We start from the raw sequence: 18,202 nt of genomic DNA on the forward strand, positions 1-18,202 counted from the left end.
TTTTTTAATGTTTTTTTATTTTTCCAGCCGTAAGTGTTATAAAAATAATTTTTGCATAACAAACAAAACAAGACAAACCCCAAATATAAAGCTATAATTATCGCAATAAACTGATATTTTGAAAAAACCATTTTAAGGATTAATATGAAACAGACTACTCTTTTAGTCATATTAGATGGATGGGGATATAGCGAAAATGATTATTTTAACGCTATAAGAAACGCTAACACTCCTACTTGGGACAGTATTTGGCAAAATTTCCCAAAAACCTTAATTAACGCTTCTAGTTTAGATGTTGGCCTGCCAAGAGGTCAAATGGGCAACTCAGAAGTTGGTCATGTTAATATTGGTTCCGGTAGAATTGTTTATCAAGAGCTTACAAAAATAGATAAAGCTATAGAAGAAAATACTTTTGGTAAAAACCAAGCAATTTGTGAAGCTATAGAAAATGTTCTTAAGAATAGCTCAAACTTACATATATTAGGCTTACTTTCTGAAGGTGGAGTACACTCTCATCAAGAACATATCTTTGAAATGATAAAAATAGCAAAGCAAAAAGGTGTTAAAAGAGTTTTCTTACATGCGTTTTTAGATGGCAGGGATACTCCGCCACGCTCTGCTAAGGAATCTATAGAAAAAGCTGATAAATTACTAAGTAGCTTGGGGCTTGGCTATATAGCTAGTGTTTCTGGTAGATATTATGCTATGGATAGAGATAACCGCTGGGATAGAGTAGAAAAAGCTTATAATACTATAGTAAATGCTGATTCTGAGTATATATGCGATTCTGCTATCGAAGCTTTAGAGCAATCATATATGCGTGATCAGTCTGATGAGTTTGTAATTCCAACCAGTATCAAAAAAAATGATGAGCTAGTAACTATTGAAGAGAACGATAGTGTTATATTTATGAATTTTAGAGCTGATAGAGCTAGAGAACTTAGCCATGCTTTTGTAGATAATGAATTTACTAGTTTTGAAAGAGATAGACTTTTGAAAATAAACTTTACTACGCTTACAGAATATGACTCTAAATTAAAGTGTAACGTTGCATTTCCTCCTGAGCAACCTGTAAATACTCTAGGTGAAGTATTAGCTAAAAATCACAGAACCCAGCTAAGGATAGCTGAGACTGAAAAATACCCACATGTAACTTTCTTTTTTAATGGTGGTAAAGAAGATGAATTTGAAGGTGAAAATAGAATTTTAATACCATCACCTAAAATTCCCACCTATGATTTACAGCCAGAAATGTCAGCTCCAGAAGTTACAAATAAACTAGTGGATGCTATTAACAGTGGCAAGTATGACTGTATAGTATGTAACTATGCAAACTCTGATATGGTTGGTCATACAGGTAATTATGAAGCAACAATACAAGCTATCGAATACCTTGATAAATGCTTAACTAGACTTAAAGATGTGATCTTAGACACAAATGGTAATATGTTTATAACAGCAGACCATGGTAATGCCGATATGATGGTAAACCCAGAAACGCATAAACCACATACTGCTCATACTACAAATCTTGTACCATTTGTTTATGTGGGGCACAAAGAAGCTACTTTGGATATAGAGAATGGAAAGCTCTCTGATATTGCTCCAACTATTTTAGAAGCAATGGGAATACCACAACCCTCTGAAATGACAGGTAAAGCGATTTTCAAATTCAAAAAATAAGGATTAATTAACTGATGCTTGACGCTAAATATATAAAGGATAATTTACAAGAAGCTGCCCAAAAATTAGCTACTAGAGGATACCTTTTAGATATAAATTATTTTGAAACCCAAGAAGCTAAAAGAAAACAATTACAAGAAAAAACTCAAGACTTACAAGCTAAGCGTAATTCCATCTCAAAAGAAATTGGTAAAAGAAAAGCTAAAGGTGAAGATGCTAGTGACATTTTTGCTGAAGTTAACAATATCAACGAAGAGTTAAAAACAGTTGAAAAAGAATTAAAAGCTATACTGGATTCTATCAACCAAACTTTGTTGTCAATGCCAAACATACCAGCTGATGATGTTCCTATTGGTAAAGATGAAAACCAAAATGTTGAAATTAGAAAATGGGGAACGCCTCGTAATTTTCACCCAGAAGCACAACCTAAAGATCATGCCGACATAGGTGAAACGCTAAAGATGATAGATTTTGAAGCTGCTGCTAAAATAACAGGCAGTCGCTTTGTAATCCTAAAGAACAAAATTGCTAGACTACATAGAGCTTTAATCCAATTTATGCTAGATACGCACACCGAAAATCATGGCTATGAAGAAGTGTATGTCCCTTATATGGTTAATGAGGATAGTCTATATGGTACAGGTCAACTACCAAAGTTTAGTGAGGATTTGTTTAAGCTAGAAGGTGACTTCAAATATAGCTTAATACCTACTGCTGAAGTACCTCTTACAAACCTAGTAAGAGATGAAATAGTCGAAACAAACTCATTGCCAAGATACTACACAGCTCATACTCCTTGCTTTAGAAGTGAAGCGGGATCTTATGGTAAAGATACTAAAGGTATGATACGCCAACATCAGTTTGAAAAAGTTGAGCTTGTACACATCACCACAGCAGAAAAAGGTGAAGAATCTTTAGAGTTACTAACTTCACACGCTGAAAAGATACTACAAAAACTTAATTTACCATACCGAGTTATGAAACTATGTACTGGCGATATGAGCTTTAGCGCAAAAAAAACTTATGATCTTGAAGTATGGTTGCCTTCGCAAAACACATATAGGGAAATTTCATCATGTAGTTGGTGTGGAGATTTTCAAGCTCGTAGAATGAAAGCTAGGCATAAAAACCCTTCTATGAAAAAGCCCGAACTAGTCCATACTTTAAACGGTTCTGGACTTGCTGTTGGCAGAACATTACTAGCAATTATTGAAAACAATCAACAAGAAGATGGCTCTATCATGGTTCCAGAAGCTTTGATTAGTTATATGGGTGGAATATCAGTTATTAAATAATTCGTAAGAGATAACTAAGTTATTCAATATAAAACGCAATCATCGCCAAACTTAATTTTATAATTTCTAATCTGTAATATATTATCACTCATGCTCATAAATCCCAATCTTGAACCGTTTAAAACTAAAATTATTTTAACCAATCTCCATAAATAATTTTTATTTTTATAGTTAACTCCATATAAAACTATTACGAATAGCATTGAGTTACGGAGCATTTATATTTTCTGATAAAAGCCTTTTTCTCAGCCCATTTATTTTCTATAGGATTTAAGTCAGGTGAATAAGCAGGTAAAAACTCAACGATATGTCTAGCCTTTACAATATCATCTAACATTAGACCTCTTGCATAACTTTCTGAATTGTTTAAACTTTTTATTTTTATTGGAATGATGTTGATGAAATTTGAGCAGATTAAAGATGAGTCACCAGAAGGATTTCGTATACTTACAGGTGTTAAACGCACTACTTTTACTGTCATGACAAAGATATTAAATGAAGCGCAATCCCAACTAAAAGCACAAGGAGGCAAGCCGAATAAATTGTCTATAGAAGATAGGCTGCTTATGGCGCTGGAATATTTACGCGAATATAGAACATATTTTCATATTTCACGTAACTATGGTCTAAGTGAAAGTGCTTGTTACCGTAATATACGTTGGATTGAAGATACTCTGATTAAAGATGGGCAATTCTCATTGCCTGGACGTAAGGCATTATTAAAAAGTGGTGTTGACTATGAGGTTGTTCTGATAGATGCGACAGAAACACCTTGCCAGCGCCCAAAAAAAGAGTAAAGAATAAGAACCGCAACAACAAACAAAAGCAGTTTTACTCTGGCAAAAAGAGAAGGCATACTTTAAAGACTCAGGTTGTAGTTGATCAGAAAACTAAAGCAGTGATATGCACAGCGTTTTCAAATGGCAAGCGTCATGATTTTATGCTGTTTAAAGAATCCAAAACCAAAATACATGCTGATATAAAAGCCTTTACTGATACTGGATATCAAGGCATACAAAAGTTGCATAACAAATCTCAGTTACCAAAAAAGAAGGAAAAATCCTTTGACAAAAGAAGATAAAAAGAAAAACCAAGAACTTGCTAGTCAAAGAGTGGTGAATGAAAATGTGATCGGCATGGTTAAGCGATTTAAAATTATTGCCGATCGTTATAGAAACAGAAGAAAAAGATTTGGTTTGAGGTTTAATTTGATTGCCGGAATTTATAATTTCTAGCTCTAGATGGGTTATGCAAGAGGTCTATTGTCTATGTGCTTTTTAGTTCCTGTTCGTTTATTTAAGTTCTTCTCAAACCTAATAAACCACATCTGGAACTCTCTTTCAACTATTTTAAAACTTTCAGACTACAATCTAGCCCTTAATATGAGCATAAAACCTTTCGATAGCAGGCCTGGTTTTATATCTAACCTTATTAATAACACCCTTAAAAAAGTTACAGTTTGAACGTGACAATTCCCTAGAAATTAGCTCGAAATCGTAAATTTTTGTTCACTCGGTTTCCTATGATCTTAGTTGGTTTAGGTCAACACTCTCATTTTTTTGACATCTCTTGTTAATTTTAAGTAAAGATTTTGTGCGAAAACGTTGATAAAATTAGTTACAAGGGTCACAACTACTCGAATTTTTTAATACACCTTGTTAATTTTGAGTAGATGGTTTGTGCGAAATTGTTAGTAAAGAACCAGGAGTATAGTTTTATGTTTTACATTCATCTATTTTGGGCAGGAAAAATGCCAAATCTCAACGTTCGTAGAAACCTCCAAGCTTGGGGTAGGTATTTAAAACCTAACCATGAAGTAGAAGTTGTGTTGTGGTGTACTGACTCTGTTTTAGAATCTTATTTGAACCCCCTAAATGGTACGGTATTATATCCTGCAAAGCTTATAAATAATCAAAACATCGACTACACGAAAAACATGTTAGCCCCTCAAAGAGTTAACATAGCTCAGTCTATAACTGAACTACCTCGACAACAGGGACATCTAAATACTAAAGAAATACGAAATTGGAGCCTTTACAATCAAGGGGCTGATATCGCTAGAAAACCTAATATACCTACTCGCTTACCACAACCTTATAACGGTTTAGAAAGAGATACTTTATCTCACCAAAAATACATTAATCAATATAACACTAAAGTTGAAAACTTAAAACAGAGTAATCAGGGTAGATATAATCATTTACAGCCTCTACTTAACATAATAGTATCACCAGCCTTAAAAGCATTATTAATTTCCGATGGAAATGTCCAGATTTCTGACTGGATTATAACCAATCTTATTAACGATAAACAAAATAATCTACCTTTGTTTAACTTGTTCAATAAAAATTTTGTTCTCCAAGAAGCTCTTTGCAATATTTTAAATGGTTATGAAAAGGAAGCACTTACTCATCAAGCTAGACTTGGTAAATTTATATATTTTTTGACTAATTACTCAAATGTAAATAGTGCTATAAAGGTAAATGAAAGGCTAAATAAAGTATTAGGCATTATCTCTAATGATAACGTTTCAAATCGTAGATATATAGATAAAGGTAATCATTGTCAGTTATATTATTTGAACGGTCGGGCTACCTTTTATGAGAAAGTTTATGTTGCCAGAATAAGTGATTTATTTAGCATTTCCCAAAAAAGTTATATTAATCTCAAAGACCTTTTTTACAGACTTTGTGAGTCAGGTATTGGATCACTACTACCATTTGCTTCAGATATTGCTAGATTGTTTATATTAAATACTATACCAGGCTTATATATAGATAGTGACATAATGCCGAACACAGAAGGTAGATATCAAATTAAATCTTTGGACGCATTAAGAAAGTCACTTGCAGCCAAAGTTAAAAGTACCAATCATATCTTCTGTCATGCTATGAATACCAACGGTTCCTTTGAAAATGGGGCTCTACTAAATTTTGAGCCTGGAACGTTAAATAAATTTTTGGAAGATACCGACTTAGAAGTCAAGAATTTTTCACTTATAGGAATGAAAGAAGGAGAAAATAAATGGAACGTAGAAATAGAGAGATTTAATGCCCGCTTAAATCTTGACGAGGCACTTTTTATTAAAAACAATAGTCTAAAAACTATATCGAATACACCGAAATACAAAGATCTGTATAACGCATTTAAAGAAAAAAATAAAATTGGATATAAGGTTAGCCAAGATGCTCTTAATGCAGATTTATGTACGATCTCAGATTTTGCATTTGAAAAGCTAATTTTTAATAGATTAGTAAATCTGCATAAAGATTCATATCATGATAATAAGGAACGTTTAGAATACGCAAAATGGTATAGAAATACCATATCAAAAATGATTGTTTTAAAACAGGAAACATTTACATTATATTCGTGGGGTGATATAGGGTCCGGAGACTTCATTGCACAAGAAACCGCTCAAAATAATATTACTCGAATAATAAATAAAACCTTAGGAGAAATGCTCATCAGTATCGTTAATGACGCATTAAATGCTTACAGAACCAGCATGCAGGTATATAAAAACACACACCCAGTAAAATATGCAATGGATTATGGAGATAGGTCCATAAAGAGTGTTGAAAACCTCCTGCAGTCTTTATCAGGCAGAGAAATTACCGTAGAAAAGATGAGAGGGATTATTAAAGACTATCTGAATAGTTCAAGTTTTCATAACCATAATTTGTCTTGGATAAGGTACTTTTTTAGAGAACTGATGTTTTACATTTTTACGAATACAGAATTACATGATAATAAAATTAAATGGAGGGTCGGTCAAAATGGGAAAAGAAATCAAAAAATATTATTATTCAAATTTTTAAAACTCGATGGAGTATACCCTTTTAATGAATGGATAACCAACCTCAAGCTTAATAACGAAAATGAGGCTGATTTAAATGTAGATATGTTATCAAATAATTTCATTTTTTCTAGGCAGGGTAAAAATATGATTGATGATTTTGTAAGAAGCTTGAAACAATAGTTGACTCTGTTTTCAAATCTTTATACTTAGCTATAGATTATTTGACTAAAAAATGGTCTATGCCTGTCAGATATTGGAATGAGGCTATGCCTTATTTCGCTATTGAGTTTGAGGATAGAACCCAGAGATTCATGTAAGTGAATTTACACAGTTAAGTGGAAAGGCTCGAAATATTTTAAAAACCTAACAACTCTTTAGCATGCTTTAAAGTATTCTCTGATATATCTACACCACCAACTATTTTTGCTATTTCTCGTATCCTTTGCTCTGCCGTTAGCTCTATAATTTTCGATTCTGTAGTGTCTTTAAGATACTTTTTATTAACATGTAAATGTGTATCACCTTGAGCTGCTACTTGGGCTTGATGTGTTATACACAAAACCTGTAATTTTTCTGATATTTTTTTAAGGAGTCTGCCGACTATTTCAGCTGTAGCTCCTGAAATACCAACGTCCACTTCATCAAACACTAAGGTTGGATATGATCTTTTTGCAGCCGATACTGCTTGTATTGATAGTCCAATACGGCTTAACTCACCACCTGATGCTACTTTTTTGACAGCAGCAAGCTGCTCACCAAGGTTAAAATTGATTTTAAACTCACATGTATCTAGTCCCTTTGAAGTTTTATTTTCACTAGAGGATAATTCAGCTACAAAACTACCCTTAGGAATGTTTAAAGAACGAATATTTTTCTCAACTTGTATTGAGAAAATTTTGGCTGCTTGACGGCGAGCTTGGGTTAAAGTTTTTGCATACTCCTCATATATTTTCTCTAGTTTCTGCTTTTCTATAACTAGTGTTTCTAGTTTATTATTTTCTTTTGAAAAACTATCTAGTTCTGTTTGTAATTCTACGATGTACTCATAGAGATAACTAGGTTCTACCTTCTGCTTACGTGCAAGATCATAGATCTCACTCATTCTTTGCTCTACTTTGGCTAGCTCTTCTGGATCTTGCTCTAAAGATTCTAGTTTATTTTGTGCTTCCTCATAACTTTCTTGGGCATATACTTTTGTTTGTACTATTAATTCCTGCAGATTTAAAAAGCCCTCGCCTTCTAGCTTACTGACTTCTTTTTCAAGCTCTACTAACATTGCTATAATATTTTGGTCATTATCATACAAAGCACTATTGATATAGCTTAAACTATAGCTTATTTGATCTACATTAGAAAGGTTTTTTTGGCGTTGGGCTAGCTCTTCAAATTCATTTTCTGACAACTCTAAAGAAATAAGTTCTCTAAGCTTATATTCTAATAATTCTCTTTGACTATTTTGATTATTTACAAGCTCTTTTAATTCTCTAATCTGTAAATCAATTTTTTGTATATCGTAAAAAGCTTTTGAAACCTTAGCAACAAGTTCATCATTGTTAGCGAAGCTATCTAACAGATTTAGTTGAAATTTTGGATCAAGTAGATCTTGATGAGAATTTTGGCTATATATGTTTATCAGCTTATCCGATATTTTCTTTACATCACTAGCTTTTGCAACGCTTCCATTGATAAAAAGTCGGCTTTGCTTAGATTTATTGACAACTCTACGAAATGTACACTCATCATTTTCATTTTCAATAAATAGCTCTTCAAACATTTTTTTTACTTTTTGGTTCTCCTTGATGCAGAAAGTAGCAGAGACTTCTGTGATTTTATTATCCTGCAAAAAACTCTTTTCTAACCTTGCTCCTAATACAAAACTAAGTGCATCAAGTAGGATTGATTTACCAGCGCCTGTTTCACCTGTTAGCACCGTCATACCCTTTCTAAAATCAATATCAGTAGACTTTATAATCGCAAAATTTTTTATTGATAAATGTAATAACATAGAATTTAATTAAGTTAGTTCTAACCTAGATAAATATATCTGTTCTTGTAGATTTATACAATACAGCTACATCTATAAAACTATCAAACTCAACTAAAGACTTATAGAAACCTTTAGCTTATTTTGTGGAAAGGCTCTTTCATACTCACGTTGCAACTTTGTTTTAAATTGCAATATATTTTGAGTCTCAACAATCTTAGGTAGATCCAAATACAAATCCACAAATATAAAACGTCCTGACTGTGTTATTTTAATATTGTTTATTGGTAGATTATAACCATCACTCGCTACTACCCTTGCAACTCTAAAAATCTGTTTTCTAAGCTCAGAAGATGGTGCAGCATCCAACAAATGTTGGTATGCTTCCTTGATAAGCCTAATAGGATTGATAACGATATACAGTCCAATTAGAATCGCTACTACTGGATCAACATAAACTGCTAGTCTATCAAATCCTGATTTTTCCAAAACAAACCCAATCGTTATATTAACGATAACTCCCAAGCCTAATAAAGCATCAGCTTTCCACATTTGGGCATCAGTAAGCAAAATCTTTGACCCTGTTTGGTTAGCCCTTTTATTAACAAAGAAAAACATATAAACGCATAACGCTGTACCTACCATTTCTGACAGCAGTGCTACACCATAGTTTGGCTTAATCGTGTGAGTAAACATATTAAATATAGCCATCAAAATCACACTAAATGCCACTAATAATACAAACCAAGATTCTAGAATTATAAATACTGGTTCTAAACGATAGTACCCATAGTTATAACGCTTATTTGCTGGTTGGTTAAGTTTTCTTAAAACATATATCGAAATAGCATAAATTAGAATAGAAATAACTGAGTAGCTTGTATCTAATAAAACTGTTAATGATTGTGCAAAATAGACTATTATTATACTAAAAAAAGCGTAGCCAATCGCTATAATAAAATTTGTTTCTAAGGTTTTTTTCTCTAATTGTTTATCAAAAATCATTATGTTAAAAACTGGTTAGTTTACAAAATTTATATAAACTATATAAACAAAGGATGCTAAATAAATAATTGCTTGTTTTTATTTTATACACTTTTTTATAGAAGATTACAAGTATTTACCCACTTACATTCAGGTAATTAAGTATTTTTTACTTATAGAAAATATATTATAATCTCCCCGACTAATAATATGTATGATACAAAATTAAAAGGAATTTTAAAATGCAATTATCAAGAAGAGTACAAGCTATGCAAGCTTCTCCTGTGCGTAAATTAGTGCCGTATGCCCAACAAGCAGAGAAAGCTGGGAAGAAAGTTTACCATCTAAATATTGGTCAACCTGATATAAAAACTCCTAATGAGTTTATGGATGCAATTAGAAACTTTAATCAAGAAACTATAGCATACTCAGTATCAACAGGTGAGCCGAGTTTGATAAAAGCAATTTCAAAATACTATAAAAGGTTTGATATAGACTTCGCTGAAGATGAAATCTTGATTACTAATGGTGGATCTGAAGCTCTTATATTTGCAGCTATTGCTACTTGTAATGCTGGTGATGAAATACTAGTACCAGAACCATTTTATACAAACTATAACGGTTTTACTATGGCTGTTGATGTAGTTATAAAGCCTATTACTACCAAAGCCGAAGAAGGTTTTCATCTACCTAATAAAGAAGAGGTTTTAGCTTGTGTAACTAACAAAACAAAAGCTATTATGATATCTAATCCAGGTAACCCTACAGGCGTTGTATACTCTAAGGAAGAATTAGAGCTACTTGCTGAAGTTGCTAAAGAAAAAGACTTATTTATAATAAGTGACGAAGTATACCGTGAGTTTACTTATGACGGTTTAACTTGTACTTCATTTGGTAATATCAAAGGTGTTGAAGATAGAGTAATTATAGTGGACTCAGTATCCAAACGCTACAGCGCTTGTGGCGCTAGAATTGGCTCAATCTGCTCCAAAAACAAAGAGTTTATAAAACAAACCATCAAACTATGTCAATCCAGATTATGCGTGGCAACCTTAGAGCAAATTGGTGCAGCTGCTCTTTATGAAGTGGATGAGCAGTATCTAAAAGAAGTAAATCAAGAGTATATGAAAAGAAGAGACATAACATATACTGCTTTATCAAAAATGGAAGGGGTAATCTGTGAAAAGCCTACAGGTGCTTTTTATGTGATTGCAAAACTTCCTATTGATGATACTGAAAAATTTGCTCTATGGATGCTAACTGATTTTGAAGATAACAAAGAAACAGTTATGTTTTCTCCAGCTGCTGATTTTTATGCCACTAAAGGTCTTGGTAAAGATGAAATCAGAATAGCATATATTCTTGAAGAAAAAGCACTAAAAAGAGCTTTAGAACTTCTAGAAAAAGGTATTAAAGCTTATAACAGTAGAAAAATCTAAAAGGATAAACCTTCTACAAAAACTAAGCTCTACAGAGAGTTAAAATTATTAGCATAAATTTTTCTAAAAAAGGCGAGTCATTGTATGTATTTATTAGGAATTGAAGCTGGTGGAACTAAGTTTTTTACCACTATAGGTGATATACAAGGTAATGTTATAGAACGTCACCGCACCAACACTACAACTCCTGAGCAGACCATGGCTGAGGTTTTGGAAGTTTTTAGAAGTTACCAAACTAAATATAATATAAAAGCTGTAGGGCTAGCTTGTTTTGGTCCAATTGATATCAATACCGAGTCAAAAACTTATGGTTATATAACAAACACACCAAAAACCTCATGGAAAAATTTTGATATCCTTAGTTCAATTAAATCTAACTACAGTGGCTCTATTGGATTTAACACAGATGTTAATGCTGCAGCAATTTGTGAGCAAATTTGGGGAGCTGGCAAGGAAGTCAACAACCTTTTGTATCTAACAATTGGTACTGGCATTGGTGGTGGTATTATTTGTAATAACAAGCTTGTACAAGGTGCCATGCATCCTGAAATTGGTCATATATTTATATCTCAAAACTGTAATGATAATTTTGAAGGTTCTTGTCCCTTTCATGGTAATTGCCTAGAAGGCCTAGCATCTGGGACAGCACTAAAACAAAGATATAATGTCGCTTCAGCTGGAGTATTACCAGATAGTCATGAAGCTTGGATATTTGAAGCTGAATACTTAGCAAAAGCTATTGTAAACTATATTTATGCTTTTTCCCCTGAGAAGGTTATCTTAGGTGGTGGCGTAATGCATAAAACTATCTTGTTCGATATGATACGTGAGAATGTTGTTAGATATCTAAATAACTACCTTGACTACCCTGCCTTAAAAAATATGGCTGAGTTTGTTATACCAGCATCGTTTGGTGATAATACTGGAGTTAAGGGCTCTCTTGCTTTAGCTTTACAAGCCTATAAAAAACTTAATCAAAATTAGTAACCACTGACTTATATTATTTGTACTTTACTGCTAAAATCTTGACCACGCTAATCGAATTTTAGACGCGCCTTGCTAAAACGAATTTTTTCTAACCATATACTATCAAAATCCTTATTAACTATGTTTGTCCAAGCACTTGGGCAAGGGTGTGCTTTTATTACTGCTATACTTTTAGCTAGACATCTTAATATTAATGAATATGGATACTATATATTTGGCGTAACAGTCGCAACAATTTTAGCTGTAATAGCAACTATGGGGGCTGGCGGAATACTAGCACGTACATGGGGTAAATCTGATCTATTTGACTATCAAAGAGATAAAGAAACTTTTCTAGTACAAAACTGGTATTTTAAAAGAGGTATATCAATCATCCTTACTACTCTTTTACTAATATTTTCTTATAGTCACTTTAAAGGTTCGATTAACTATATTGAGATATTTGCATTACTTTTTGCTATTCCATTTTTTGTAGCTAATATTTTGCAATCTTTTTTTGTTGCAAAGAGGATTGTAGTTTTAGCAAACCTACTACAGCTTGGTTTGCGTCTTATAATGCTATTTATAACTATTTTTTTTATTGTTTGGTATGTAAGCGGTACTGTAACCTTAGTAGCTAGTATGGTTACTGTTATGCTTATATACATAACTCTAATATGGTTAAGGCAGCTTAAAAAATACTCCTTTAAAAGCTCTAAACCTAGCGGTAGTAACTTATCATTTGCACTTATGCAGTGGGGGCTTTTACTTCTATCTCAAATAGATATTTTGATATTAAAAGGAATATCTGACACAAAAAGTATAGCTTTGTACGGTGTGGCTTTACAGCTAAGTGCTTTGGTAAGTTTTGTGCTAAATGCTGTAAACTCAAATGTACTCTCACAAATTGCTGATGATTATAAAAACTGCTCACTTCTAGAATTTCAAAAACGTGTGACATCTTACACAAAGATTATTTTCTTTTTATCAATTTTTGCTATTATAGGGCTTTTAGTATGTGGTTATCCTATTACATTATTATATGGAGAACAATACACTGTTTCTTATTATATCTTCTCTATCTTGATGGTTGGACAAATAATAAATGTCTTATCTGGTTGTGTCGCGACTATTTTAAATATGGCAGGATATGAGAAAAAAACTTGTATAGCTTTTTATATCGCTTTACTTATAAATATAGTTTTAGGAATTATATTTACAGAAATCTGGGGGGTATACGGCCTAGCAGTAGCTTCTAGTTTATCTATGACATATTGGAATATACATCTACTCTATCAAGTGGTTACAAAACTCAAAATTAACCCTACTATCTTCATAAAAATATAAACATAATAAATAAAAAGCTTACTTATCAGGTTGAAGCTTATTATTACTATCTTGAGCAGCTTCATTAAGCTTTTTAGAAACATCATTAACTGCTTTATTAACTACATCTTTAGCTTGATCAACTGATTTACTTTCAATATTAGGAATAAAAAGCAGTACTAAAATTAACACTATAGAAATAATAAAAGAAATAATTCGTTTGTTCCTTAGTTTTTTAAATTTATTTTTCATTATAAACCTAAACCTCTCACGTTTAGAATAAAAGGATACTATGGCTAGTATAACGCTTTAAATAATTAGGTTTTAGTATTATTTAGCAATCATTATTTGCTGTTAGCTTACTAACACAATTTGCAGATCCATCCGCCATATTACCTAAACTTTCTGCCATTGCTATTTGGATATCATCAAGTTTATTTGCAGTAGCAGCCATAATATTATATGTTCCATCTCCTATAGCTTTTATGACGTTATAAATACCATTACCAAGAAATTTAACAATATTTATAATACCATGCCCAGTAGCGCTAACAGTAGTTTGTAAAACTTGTTTTGAACTATCTAAAAAACTCTCATCGGATGATACTTGGGCTTCAGGTGTTGCCTTAGTATCCGCTAGTGCCGGTAAAGCGTATCCTAGATATATAAATGCCACCATAAGACATAATAGTTTTTTCATCTTTTTTTCCTTTTTTATGTAGTTAACTAACTAATAGCTATACTAATATAGTTGATATTTGTAATCAAAGGAATTCTTAAAAATGAAAAGTATACTAATTAGTACAAACCCCTGTACATAATAAACAAGTTACAAACTTTTGCATTTACACTTGTATTTTTTAAAGCACATTTGCGTTTAGCAGTTGTTAAGCCATTGAAATAGCAACTACAACTGTTTGAGCATCGCGAGTTTTGTAGTTGCCAATGGCGTACAACTAAGCGATAGCATGTGCTAGCATTTTTGCATACTTTTTTTGCAATGAAAAAAGTATGTCGCTATAACTTACGTAGTAAGTAGCGAAACCAATCACTCTACACAATAAAAAATAAATACTTTCTAGGGTTCATAAAACTTAAATACTATATAATATTACTCATATCTTTTTTACTACTAGTATTCTTAAAATTTTATGCAAAGCTCAGAAGTATCAAAACAATATAAGAAATCCGCTCGCAAATGGTTAAATGAAATATCTTTACCTGCAAAATTATGGATAAAACTAACTATAATAGTTAGTTTTGTTAGTGGTTTACTACTTATTGGACAACTCTATCTATTAGCCCATATTTCATATGATGCTTATTTACAAAAACAGTCTTTTGACCAGTTAAAAATATATTTTTTTGCTATCGTTATGATAGTGATTTTTAGAGCTAGTTTAAGTTGGTTACGTGAAATAATAAGCTACAAAGCTGCCATTATCGTAAAAAAACAGCTTCGTGAAGATATAATAGCCCATATTAATAAACTTGGACCTATTGGTATCAGTCAAACATCAAATGCTAATATTATCAGTAGTGCTATGGAGCAAGTCGAAGGATTAACAGGCTTTTTAACCAAATTTTTACCTCAGGTAACTTTATCTGGTCTATTACCATTAGCTATTTTAGTTTCTGTATTTCCCCAAAGTCTTGTAGCTGGAGTTATCTTACTAATTTGTGCCCCGTTGGTACCTTTATTTATGATAATTGTTGGACTAGGAGCTGAGTCTGAAAGCCAAAAGCACTTTAAAAGTTTGACCCGCATGAGTCTAACATTTCTAGATACTTTAAAAGGCTTAACAACTTTAAAACTTTTTAATAAAAGTAAATCTCAAAGTGACAAGATCTTCCAAGCTTCGGATAATTATAGAATCCGCACTATGAAAGTCTTAAAAATTGCTTTTTTATCATCTGCTGTTTTAGAACTATTTGCAGCTGCTTCAATAGCACTGGTAGCAATATATTTAGGTATGGGATTTATAAATGCTGGCGCTGGTAATAATATCTGGTGGTCTTTACATAATTTAAACCTTCAAGGTGCTTTATTTATACTTTTGCTTGCTCCTGAATTTTTTATGCCATTGCGTGAACTAAGCACTCATTATCATGCAAAAGCTGAAGCTGTGGGAGCAGCTATAGAGATAGCAAAAATATTTGACATACAGCCACACTCTCAAACTAAAAATATAGAACTAGTAGACACTATAAAAACTATCGATATACAAAACTTGACAGTAAAATACGGCAATAGAATCACTATTGATAATATATCTTTAAAGGTACAACACAAACAAAAAATTGCTATCGTGGGAGCTAGTGGCGCTGGTAAGACCACACTTATCAACACAATTCTTGGCTTTATAGGATATCAAGGGAATATAACTATTAATAATTCTTTAGAGCTTAAAGACATACAAGAAAAATCTTGGCTTAGAAATATTTCTTGGCTAGGTCAAAATGCTTCTTTATTTAAAGGCTCAATCAAAGATAATCTAACTCTTGCAAATATCGCCGCTTCGGATAAAGAGTTAGCCAAAACTATAGAGCAAGCAAATTTAGATAATTTTATACTATCTCTACCTAATGGACTTGACACCCAAATAGGTGAACAAAACCTTGGCATATCAGGCGGACAAGCTCAGAGATTAGCACTAGCAAGAGCTTACCTAAAACCACATAATTTACTGATACTTGATGAGCCAACAGCCAGCTTAGATAAAGAGACTGAAACTAAAGTTATAGAGTCATTAAAATCTAACTGGCAAGATAAAACAGTTATTATGCTAACTCATAAATTAAGCTTTCTTGAGTGTGTAGACCAAATTTACGTATTAGATAATGGCAAACTTGTTCAGCAAGGTAGCTTTAAAGAATTAATTGAAAAAGAAAGTGAAGAGTTCTGCAACTTTTATAAAAATGAGGTAACTATATGAGAGACCTAATACCTTTTATAAAACTCTTTAAAAATCAATCCAAATGGATGCTTTTAGGAACCTTATTAGCATGGTCAGCTATACTAATGGGTGTTGGACTTATGTCGTTATCAGGCTGGTTTATATCATATGCAGGGTACCTAGCTACAACTACTTATGCTATAGCAACTTCGTTTAATTATTTTTACCCTTCTGCTGGGGTGAGAACATTTTCTTTAGGTAGAATTGTTAGTAGATATGGCGAAAGGATACTTACTCATGAGGCTACCTTTAAGATTATCACAGACATACGCGTATGGTTTTACCAAAAGCTTGAACCTCTTGCACCATCACACTTGTACAAATATAAAAGTGGTGATTTACTAACTAGATTAGTAAATGATATTGCAGCTTTAGACAACTTATATATCCGCATACTTTCACCAACTATTGTTTTTGTATTAGCAACTTTTGTTATAGCTTTATTGTTTAGCTTTTTTAGCTTTACATTAGCCATTTTTACAGCCTTAGCTTTATTATTCACTGGTTTTATAATACCTTTATTTAATAGCGTTTTGGCTTTTAAAAAATCACTTTCTTTAAATAAAAAAAGTAGCGAGTTAAAAACTGATATAGTTGAGCATATTAACTCTCTTGCTGAACTAAAAATATTTGACTTAGAAAATAAACATTTTGGGAGAATAAAGCAATATAACCTTCAGCTATTACAACAAGAAGCTAAACTAAGTATTATTAGCGGTTTTGGTAGCGCTCTTATGACCTTAGCTCTTGGTTTAATTATAATCATGGTAACAATATTCGCAGTTAAGCTAACAAATGAAGGTTCAATAAACGGAGCTTTTATTGCTTTGATATTTTTAGCCATTATGGCAATGTTTGAATCAATTATACCTCTACCACTTGCATATCAATACCTTGGTAAAACTCTCTCTGCAGCTAAAAGGATTTTAAATATTACAAATTCAAAACCAGATATTAACTACTTAGAGGAATACAAGCCTATAAGCAACTATGATATAAAATTTGATCAGGTGTCATTCGGCTATAGTGATAACCAGCTAGTATTTAAAAATTTTTCACTTGAGATAAAAACTGGTGAAAAGATAGCTTTATTTGCCCCAACAGGCAGTGGTAAATCTACCCTTATAAATCTTTTAGCAAGATTTTGGGATGTCAAACAAGGTAGTGTATCTATAGGTGAAGCAAACATTAGAAACTTTAGCGAAGATCAGCTAAGAAACCTAATGACTGTTATAAACCAATCTCCGCATATCTTTAACACGACGATTAGAGAAAACTTATTACTAGCAAAAGATAAAGCTACAGATGATGAACTTTATCAAGCTTTGGAAGACGTTTTATTAGCTGATTATGTAAAATCTTTACCAAAAGGTTTAGATACTTGGACAGGTGAACTGGGAAAACATCTTTCAGGTGGACAACAAAAGCGTCTCGCTCTAGCACGAGCTTTTTTACAAGATAAACCTATATTAATTCTAGATGAGCCAACTGAAGGCTTAGATAAAGAAACTGAAAAAGTTATTTTTAATAACCTATGTAAACTAATGGAAAATAAAACTGTTATTTTTATCACTCACAATATTAAACTATTAGAAAGTTTTGATAAGGTGGTTAGTTTAAATTTAGGTCCATTAAATGGTATGTAGCTAAATTTTGCATCTGATTATAGGTCAGTGTTTGTAGTGTTGCAGTATCTGTTAATGGAGAAAGAGTATTTAAAGGATCTGGGTGATTTTGTTTATCATATAACCACCACCATCCAACAA

The 18,202-nt window shown here is 32.3% G+C and carries 13 protein-coding genes and 2 pseudogenes; 10 read left to right on the forward strand and 5 right to left on the reverse strand.

What is annotated here, in order from left to right; genetic code table 11:
- Positions 1 to 144: 144 nt before the first annotated feature.
- Positions 145 to 1,683 (forward strand): 2,3-bisphosphoglycerate-independent phosphoglycerate mutase, encoded by a 1,539-nt coding sequence (gpmI, locus tag E4K63_RS05425; protein ID WP_133940474.1) that lies wholly within the window; start codon positions 145 to 147, stop codon positions 1,681 to 1,683.
- Between the two features lie 14 nt (positions 1,684 to 1,697).
- On the forward strand, positions 1,698 to 2,978 hold the full coding sequence (gene serS, locus E4K63_RS05430) for a serine--tRNA ligase (RefSeq protein ID WP_133940476.1): 1,281 nt from the start codon (positions 1,698 to 1,700) through the stop codon (positions 2,976 to 2,978).
- Positions 2,979 to 3,168: 190 nt separating this feature from the next.
- Here the strand turns inward: serS and E4K63_RS05435 are convergent, their stop codons facing one another.
- Complete coding sequence (locus E4K63_RS05435) at positions 3,169 to 3,315, reverse strand: transposase (RefSeq protein WP_166666871.1); 147 nt, start codon at positions 3,313 to 3,315, stop codon at positions 3,169 to 3,171.
- Between the two features lie 61 nt (positions 3,316 to 3,376).
- On the opposite strand from E4K63_RS05435, the pseudogene E4K63_RS08305 reads away from it, so the two are divergent.
- The 3 genes and pseudogenes from E4K63_RS08305 to E4K63_RS08390 form a co-directional block, all read left to right on the forward strand.
- Positions 3,377 to 4,213 (forward strand): annotated as a pseudogene (locus tag E4K63_RS08305) (IS5 family transposase).
- Between the two features lie 482 nt (positions 4,214 to 4,695).
- On the forward strand, positions 4,696 to 6,960 hold the full coding sequence (locus tag E4K63_RS05445; protein ID WP_133940480.1) for a hypothetical protein: 2,265 nt from the start codon (positions 4,696 to 4,698) through the stop codon (positions 6,958 to 6,960).
- Positions 6,960 to 7,097: pseudogene (locus E4K63_RS08390) on the forward strand (IS256 family transposase); the annotation flags it as partial. The gene E4K63_RS05445 and the pseudogene E4K63_RS08390, both read left to right, overlap by 1 nt.
- Positions 7,098 to 7,135: 38 nt before the next feature.
- Here E4K63_RS08390 and recN read toward each other — a convergent pair.
- Positions 7,136 to 8,785, reverse strand: coding sequence for a DNA repair protein RecN (gene recN, locus E4K63_RS05455; RefSeq protein WP_133940482.1), 1,650 nt, complete (start codon positions 8,783 to 8,785; stop codon positions 7,136 to 7,138).
- A gap of 93 nt (positions 8,786 to 8,878) precedes the next feature.
- Entirely contained in the window at positions 8,879 to 9,769 is an 891-nt protein-coding gene (locus E4K63_RS05460; protein WP_133940484.1) for a cation diffusion facilitator family transporter, read from the reverse strand.
- Between the two features lie 221 nt (positions 9,770 to 9,990).
- Here E4K63_RS05460 and E4K63_RS05465 point away from each other — a divergent pair, with 221 nt between their 5' ends.
- The 3 genes from E4K63_RS05465 to E4K63_RS05475 all read left to right on the forward strand — a co-directional run bounded on the left by E4K63_RS05465 (position 9,991) and on the right by E4K63_RS05475 (position 13,500).
- On the forward strand, positions 9,991 to 11,187 hold the full coding sequence (locus tag E4K63_RS05465) for a pyridoxal phosphate-dependent aminotransferase (RefSeq protein WP_133940486.1): 1,197 nt from the start codon (positions 9,991 to 9,993) through the stop codon (positions 11,185 to 11,187).
- Between the two features lie 84 nt (positions 11,188 to 11,271).
- The gene (locus E4K63_RS05470) at positions 11,272 to 12,171 is read left to right on the forward strand and encodes an ROK family protein (protein WP_133940488.1); all 900 of its coding nucleotides are present in this window, start codon (positions 11,272 to 11,274) and stop codon (positions 12,169 to 12,171) included.
- A 72-nt stretch (positions 12,172 to 12,243) separates the two neighbouring features.
- Positions 12,244 to 13,500 carry a lipopolysaccharide biosynthesis protein gene (locus E4K63_RS05475; protein WP_133940489.1) on the forward strand — a complete coding sequence of 419 codons (1,257 nt, stop codon included), beginning with the start codon at positions 12,244 to 12,246 and terminating at the stop codon, positions 13,498 to 13,500.
- Between the two features lie 18 nt (positions 13,501 to 13,518).
- Here E4K63_RS05475 and E4K63_RS05480 read toward each other — a convergent pair whose 3' ends face one another.
- Both E4K63_RS05480 and E4K63_RS05485 read right to left on the reverse strand, forming a co-directional pair.
- The gene (locus E4K63_RS05480; RefSeq protein ID WP_133940491.1) at positions 13,519 to 13,731 is read right to left on the reverse strand and encodes a hypothetical protein; all 213 of its coding nucleotides are present in this window, start codon (positions 13,729 to 13,731) and stop codon (positions 13,519 to 13,521) included.
- An 82-nt stretch (positions 13,732 to 13,813) separates the two neighbouring features.
- Entirely contained in the window at positions 13,814 to 14,179 is a 366-nt protein-coding gene (locus E4K63_RS05485) for a hypothetical protein (protein ID WP_133940492.1), read from the reverse strand.
- 451 nt (positions 14,180 to 14,630) lie between these two features.
- On the opposite strand from E4K63_RS05485, the gene cydD reads away from it, so the two are divergent.
- Both cydD and cydC read left to right on the forward strand, forming a co-directional pair.
- Positions 14,631 to 16,415, forward strand: a complete 1,785-nt coding sequence (gene cydD / locus E4K63_RS05490; protein ID WP_133940494.1) for a heme ABC transporter permease/ATP-binding protein CydD — start codon at positions 14,631 to 14,633, stop codon at positions 16,413 to 16,415.
- On the forward strand, positions 16,412 to 18,082 hold the full coding sequence (gene cydC / locus E4K63_RS05495; RefSeq protein WP_133940496.1) for a heme ABC transporter ATP-binding protein/permease CydC: 1,671 nt from the start codon (positions 16,412 to 16,414) through the stop codon (positions 18,080 to 18,082). Before cydD ends, cydC begins: the two co-directional genes overlap by 4 nt.
- Positions 18,083 to 18,202: the final 120 nt, after the last annotated feature.

This window comes from Allofrancisella inopinata (assembly GCF_012222965.1).
GTDB lineage: Bacteria > Pseudomonadota > Gammaproteobacteria > Francisellales > Francisellaceae > Francisella > Francisella inopinata.